The organism is Micromonospora sp. NPDC047756, from assembly GCF_055587245.1.
Genome location: NZ_JBVJGQ010000005.1, coordinates 120670 through 126768, shown reverse-complemented (window position 1 = coordinate 126768; position 6099 = coordinate 120670). Strand labels below are relative to the sequence as shown.

At 72.6% G+C, this 6099-nt stretch carries 5 protein-coding genes; 3 read left to right on the top strand and 2 right to left on the bottom strand.

The annotated features are described in order from the left end of the window. Positions 1-414 precede the first annotated feature (414 nt). From thyX to ACZ6NZ_RS17225, 3 genes are read left to right on the top strand one after another with little or no spacing between them, the layout of a single operon-like run. Positions 415-1155 carry an FAD-dependent thymidylate synthase gene (gene thyX / locus ACZ6NZ_RS17235; RefSeq protein WP_124816891.1) on the top strand — a complete coding sequence of 247 codons (741 nt, stop codon included), beginning with the start codon at positions 415-417 and terminating at the stop codon, positions 1153-1155. Positions 1156-1202: 47 nt separating this feature from the next. Continuing rightward, positions 1203-2129: a 4-hydroxy-tetrahydrodipicolinate synthase gene (gene dapA, locus ACZ6NZ_RS17230; protein ID WP_465858956.1), complete on the top strand. Its 927-nt coding sequence runs from the start codon at positions 1203-1205 to the stop codon at positions 2127-2129. A gap of 52 nt (positions 2130-2181) precedes the next feature. Then, a complete protein-coding gene (locus ACZ6NZ_RS17225; RefSeq protein WP_357349902.1) occupies positions 2182-3870 on the top strand; it encodes a ribonuclease J in 1689 nt (562 codons plus the stop codon). A gap of 64 nt (positions 3871-3934) precedes the next feature. Here the strand turns inward: ACZ6NZ_RS17225 and ACZ6NZ_RS17220 are convergent, their stop codons facing one another. Both ACZ6NZ_RS17220 and ACZ6NZ_RS17215 read right to left on the bottom strand, forming a co-directional pair. Further along, positions 3935-5509, bottom strand: coding sequence for a YbjN domain-containing protein (locus ACZ6NZ_RS17220; protein ID WP_465859480.1), 1575 nt, complete (start codon positions 5507-5509; stop codon positions 3935-3937). An 86-nt stretch (positions 5510-5595) separates the two neighbouring features. Continuing rightward, the gene (locus ACZ6NZ_RS17215; RefSeq protein WP_465858955.1) at positions 5596-6075 is read right to left on the bottom strand and encodes a YbjN domain-containing protein; all 480 of its coding nucleotides are present in this window, start codon (positions 6073-6075) and stop codon (positions 5596-5598) included. Positions 6076-6099: the final 24 nt, after the last annotated feature.

Sequence of the window (6099 nt, the reverse complement as noted above, 5' to 3'; positions counted from 1 at the left end):
CCCGGTCCCGGCCCCAGACCTGGACCTGGCTTCGGCCCCGGTCCCGGCCCCAGACCTGGACCTGGCTTCGGCCCCGGACCTGGCTTCGGCCCCGCCCCGCCCGCCCCGCCCCGCCCGCCCCGCCCCGCCCGGCCCGCCCCGCCCGGCCCGGCCCGGCCCCGGACCTCGGCCCGGGGTCGCGGCCCCCCGCCTACGGCTCCCGGTCCCGGTCGGTCCTGGTCCCGGTGCCGGTCGGTCCCGGTCCCGGCCCGGTCCCGGTCCCGGCCCGGTCCCGGCCCGGTCCCGGCCCGGCCTCCGTCCGAAGGCCGGGGGGCGTCGGCGGGTGCGCCGGGGGCTGAGTGATCGACATTGCACGGGGCGCGCCTGAGTTGGGTCGGGCGGCACCCCACCACTAAAGTCCCAGGAATGCCGGACATGGTGCAGCCCCAGGTCAAGTTGATCGCGTGGACCCAATTCGCGGCCCCGGACGACGTGCCGTGGTCGACCGACGCGGAGGGCGGCCAGGCGCTCGCCGAGTTCGCCGGTCGGGCCTGCTACCAGTCGTGGAAGAAGCCGAACCCGGCGACGGCCACCAACGCCGGCTACCTGGCGCACATCCTCGAGGTCGGGCACCTCAGCGTGCTGGAGCACGGGTCGGTCACCTTCTACTTCACCGGGGTGTCCCGTTCCTTCACCCACGAGCTGATCCGGCACCGGCACTTCTCGTACTCCCAGTTGTCGCAGCGCTACGTCCCGGAGCGGGACGCGGCCATGGTCGAGCCGGCCGTCATCGCCGACGACCCCGAGCTGCACAAGAAGTTCGTGGAGGCCGCCGAGGCGAGCGTTCGGGCGTACACCGAGTTGTTGGAGGGTCTTGAGCAGCGCTTCTCCGACGAGCCCAACCCGACGCTGCGCCGCAAGCAGGCCCGGCAGGCGGCCCGCGCGGTGCTGCCCAACGCCACCGAGACCCGGATCGTGGTCTCCGGCAACTACCGGGCCTGGCGGCACTTCATCGCGATGCGGGCCACCGAGCACGCCGACGTGGAGATCCGCGAGCTGGCCGTCGAGTGCCTTCGCCAGCTCCAAGGGGTCGCCCCCAACGTGTTCGCCGACTTCGTGATCTCCACGCTGCCGGACGGCACCGAGGTGGCGGCCAGCCCGCACGAGGCGTCCTGAGCCCTTCCCCGGCGGGGCCCGGCTGGTCGTCCGCTAGGTTGGAGGGTATGACGCACGACCACCTCGATGCCGCGGCCCGACCGGCGTCCCGCCCCTTCGGCCGGCTGATCACAGCCATGGTGACCCCGTTCACCCCCGACGGTTCCCTCGATCTCGACGGCGTCGCCCGGCTGGCGAGCCACCTGGTCGACGAGCAGGGCAACGACGCGCTGGTGGTCAACGGCACCACCGGCGAGTCGCCGACCACCACGGAAGCGGAGAAGGAGCAGCTGATCCGGACCGTGGTGGAGGCTGTCGGTGACCGGGCCAAGGTGGTCGCGGGCGTCGGCACCAACGACACGCGGCACACCATCGAGCTGGCCGCAGCCGCCGAGAAGGCGGGTGCGCACGGCCTGTTGGTGGTCACCCCGTACTACAACAAGCCGCCGCAGGCAGGGTTGGTCCGGCACTTCACGGCCGTCGCCGACGCCACCGGCCTGCCGGTGATGCTGTACGACATCCCGCACCGTTCCGGTGTGCCGATCGAGACCGAGACGCTGGTGCGGCTCGGCGAGCACGGCCGGATCGTCGCGGTCAAGGACGCCAAGGGCGACCTGACCGAAACCAGCTGGGTGACCAGCCGGAGCGCCCTCGCCTTCTACTGCGGCGAGGACGCTCTCACCCTGCCGGCGCTGGCCGTCGGTTCGGTGGGCGTGGTCGGCACCTCCACGCACTTCACCGGGGCGCTGACCGCACAACTGATCGATGCGTACGACGCGGGGGACATGCCGACCGCGCTGGCGCTGCACCGGCGGCTGCTGCCGCTGTTCACCGGCATCTTCCGCACCCAGGGCGCGATCCTGGTGAAGGCGGGCCTGGCAGCGCAGGGTCTGCCGGCCGGCCCGGTGCGACCCCCGCTGGTGGACGCCACCGACGACGAGATCGCCCAGCTGCGCGCGGACTTCGCGGCAGCGGGCCTGGAGCTGCCCGAATGAACGAACGACACGATGGACGTCGAGTAACGGCGTCGCAGAATGAGGTGGACGCGTGACCGAGGCGCACATCGAGGCGGAGCTACCCCCGCCGTTGCCGGAAGGCGGCCTGCGGATCATCCCGCTCGGCGGGCTCGGCGCCATCGGTCGGAACATGACCGTCTTCGAGTACGACGGCAAGTTGCTGATCGTCGACTGCGGGGTGCTGTTCCCCGACGTCGAGCAGCCGGGTGTGGATCTGATCCTGCCCGACTTCGGTCCGATCCTGGACCGGCTGGCCGACGTCCAGGCGATCGTGCTGACGCACGGTCACGAGGACCACATCGGCGCGGTGCCGTACCTGCTCGCCCACAAGCCCGACATCCCGCTGGTCGGCTCACAGTTCACCCTCGCCCTGGTCGAGGCGAAGTTGGCTGAGCGGCGGATCCAGCCGTACACGCTGACGGTGCGGGAGGGCGGCCGCGAGCGGCTCGGCCCGTTCGAGTGTGAGTTCTTCGCTGTCAACCACTCGATCCCGGATGCCCTCGCGGTGGCCATCCGCACCCCCGCCGGCCTGGTGCTGCACACCGGCGACTTCAAGATGGACCAGTTGCCGCTGGACGGCCGGATCACCGACCTGGCCGGTTTCGCGCGGCTCGGCGCCGAGGGCGTCGACCTGCTGCTGTCCGACTCCACCAACGCGGAGATCCCCGGTTTCGTCACCCCGGAGCGCGAGATCGGCCCGGTGCTCGACTCGATCTTCGCGAAGGCCAAGGGCCGCATCATCGTGGCCTCGTTCGCCTCGCACGTGCACCGCGTGCAGCAGGTCTTCGACTCCGCCGTCGAGCACGGCCGCAAGGTCGCGCTCATCGGCCGGTCCATGGTCCGCAACATGGGCATCGCCCGGGACCTCGGCCTGCTCAACATCCCGGCCGGCCTGGTGATCAGCATCGACGAGGCGACCACGCTGCCGCCGGATGAGATCGTGCTGATGTCCACCGGTTCCCAGGGTGAGCCGATGAGCGCGCTGGGCCGGATGGCCAGCGGCGATCACCGGCACATCACCATCGCCCCCGGTGACACGGTCGTGCTGGCCTCCTCACTGGTGCCCGGCAACGAGACCTCGGTCTACCGGGTGATCAACCGGCTGGCGCGGGCCGGCGCGGTGGTCGTGCACAAGGACGTGGCCAAGGTGCACGTCTCCGGGCACGCCCCCGCCGGGGAACTGCTCTACCTGCTCAACGTGGTCCGGCCCAGCAATCTGATGCCCGTGCACGGCGAGTGGCGTCACCTGCGCGCCCACGCCCGGCTCGGCATCGAGTCCGGCGTCGCCGCCGACCGGGTGGTGCTCTGCGAGGACGGCGACGTGGTCGACCTGGTTGAGGGCCGCGCCAGTCTGGTCGGGCACGTGAAGAGCCGGTACGTCTACGTGGACGGCCTCGCCGTCGGTGACGTCAGCGAGTCGCTGCTCACCGAACGGCGGATCCTCGGTGACGGCGGCTTCATCGCCACCACGGTGGTCGTCGACTCGGTCACCGGCAAGGTGGTCGCCGGCCCGACGCTCTCCGCGAAGGGCTTCTCCGAGGACCCGGAGGCGTTCAACCCGGTGGTGCCGCTGGTCACCGAGGCGCTCAACCGGGCCGCGGCGGACGGCATCACCGACCCGCATCAGCTTCAGCAGATCGTCCGGCGGACCGTGGGGCGGTGGGTCAACGACAAGTACCGTCGTCGGCCGATGATCGTGCCCACCGTCGTCGAGGTCTGACCGACTCCCGCTGACGCCGGTCCACCTGAACAGGGTGGGCCGGCGTCTGCCGTTGCCTGGCGGGTCAGGGCAGCGCGGCGACGGCCTCGGCGTACGCGATGCCGGTGGCGATGGCGGCGTCCATGAGGACCCGTAGCTGCGCCGGGGCGACCCCGTGCGCCAGGTCGGTGGCCACGTCGCCGGCCAGCACCAACTCGTCGCCGAGATCGTGCGCGTACGCCTTGGGCAGCAGCCGGTCGTGGTTCCACGCGTTGCAGAAGGCGTACGCCTCGGCGCGGCGGGCCGCCGGCAGCCGGCGGTTGGCCATGGCGCGGGCGTGCAGCACCTCGCCGCGTTCACCGGCCCGCCGGAACTGGATCACCGTGCCCGCCCAGTGACCGACCACCGTCCCGCCCTCGTCCACCTGGTACCGGTCGCCGCGCCCGTCCAGGATCCCGGTGATCATGTCGAGGGAGAGCGCCGACATCTCGCGGTCGCCCAGCTCGGCGTCGGCGTCGCCGTCGGACCGGTCGGCGTCGGGCTTGTCGGGTCCGTCAGGTTCGTCGTCGGTGGGTAGCGGGACCGGCGCCGCGAGCGGGCGTTCGGCCAGCCAGGCGGCCATCCGCCCGGAGTGGTGCCCCGTGCCGTTGCGCGCGTCGAAACTGCCGGCCAGGTCGTTGGCCACCCCGAGCAGCAGAGCGCCGAGCGTGGCGACGTCCAACTCGGTGGCCGTCCGCTCGCCGTACGCGGGCCGGGGCATCGTCCGCCGGCCCAGCCCTGCGTCGGCGGCCAGCCCGCAGAGCAGTGCCCCGGCGGCGGCGAACTCCATGGCCGCGAGATCGTCGGTGGGTCGGTCCAGCCGGGGCAGCTGTTCGGCCAGGATGGCCAGCCCGCGCTCCAGGTGCCCGCCCAGCGCGCAGAACCGCAGGTGTGCGGCGAGGTGCGGGAACGCGGCGCGCTCCCGCCGGTGCCGGCGGTACGCCCGCACGTGAGCCGTCGCCGCCCGTTGCGGCTCACCGGTGCGCAGTGCCGGCAGCAGACCGGCGACCAGGTCCCGCTCGGGCTGGTCGGTGCAGGACCGCGGGTCGCCGTCGGTCTCCTCGAGCTCGGTGACCGCGGCATTCCACTCGCCCCAACCGGCCAGCAGCTCGGCACGCCGGGCCGAGGCGCAGCCCGGGCAGCCGCCGGCCGGGCCGGGCCTTCTCCCGGACCATCGCTCGTACCAGTGCCGGGCGGTGGGCTCGTCGCCCAGATGATCGGCGATTCGGCAGTGCAGCTCCGCGACGGTCGGCGTGTCCGGACCATCGGTGCCGACGCGGTGGGCCAGGTCGTGCAAGAGGGACCGGGTCTGGTCCAGCCCGACCCGTGGGGTGCCGAGCAGCGCCTCCACCGCGTACCGCTGGTAACGCAGCAGCAGCCCGGTCTCCGTCTCGCTGAGCACGTCGGGCCGGTGGTCGGCGGCGGCTCGACAGCGCCGGACCGGCTCCACCAGACGCCACCGCTCCCCGTGCAGCAGGTACGCTTCGATCAACGCGAACCGTGCGTCCATCCCGGACCGGACGTCGCCGGCGGCGTCGGCGCGCTCGGCGAGCCGTTCCAGGGCCACCTGCCGGGCCGGGCCGTCGGGGAGGTCCCGAGCCTCGGCGAGTGCGGCCTCCAGCGCCGGTACGCGGCCCCGCGCGAGCCGCTCACCGGCACCGGTGGGTGGCGTGCCGGCGCGGCTGCCGGTGAACTCGTCCCGGCCGGTCACGACGGCACCGCTCCGGGCAGTCGACGAACCGCCACGGCGAGCTGGCACCCGGTGGAGATGCCACAGTCGAGCAGTTGGTCGAGCTGGTGTGGGGTCACGCCGCGTTCCAGGTCGGTGATCACCTCTCCGTAGACGCGGGCCCGACCGTCGTCGGCGACATGGACGAATGCCTTCGGCCAGAGCCGGTCGTGGTTCCAGGAGTTGCAGAACGCGTACAGGTCGGGCACCCGTTCGATGCCGAAGGTCGGATCGACCATGGTGCGGATCTGGAGCAGCTCACCGTCGCCGCCGACGCGGAGGAACCAGATCAGGTTGTCGTCGAAGCGGCCGACGAGGTCGCCGTCCGGGGTCGGGCCGACGGACCGGCCCCGGGCAGCGAGCACCGCGGCGACCAGTTCACCGGTCAGCGGACGCAGCAAGCCGGGGTGCCCGGCCAACGGATCGTCCGGATCGCCTTCGATCTCCGGCGACGCCATGGGGCATCCCTTCTGAGGCGGATA

Bases quoted from the DNA above. Each gene is read 5' to 3' on its own strand.
- ACZ6NZ_RS17215 (WP_465858955.1), bottom strand. From the start codon at position 6,075: ATGGCGTCGCCGGAGATCGAAGGCGATCCGGACGATCCGTTGGCCGGG.
- dapA (WP_465858956.1), top strand. From the start codon at position 1,203: ATGACGCACGACCACCTCGATGCCGCGGCCCGACCGGCGTCCCGCCCC.
- thyX (WP_124816891.1), top strand. From the start codon at position 415: ATGGTGCAGCCCCAGGTCAAGTTGATCGCGTGGACCCAATTCGCGGCC.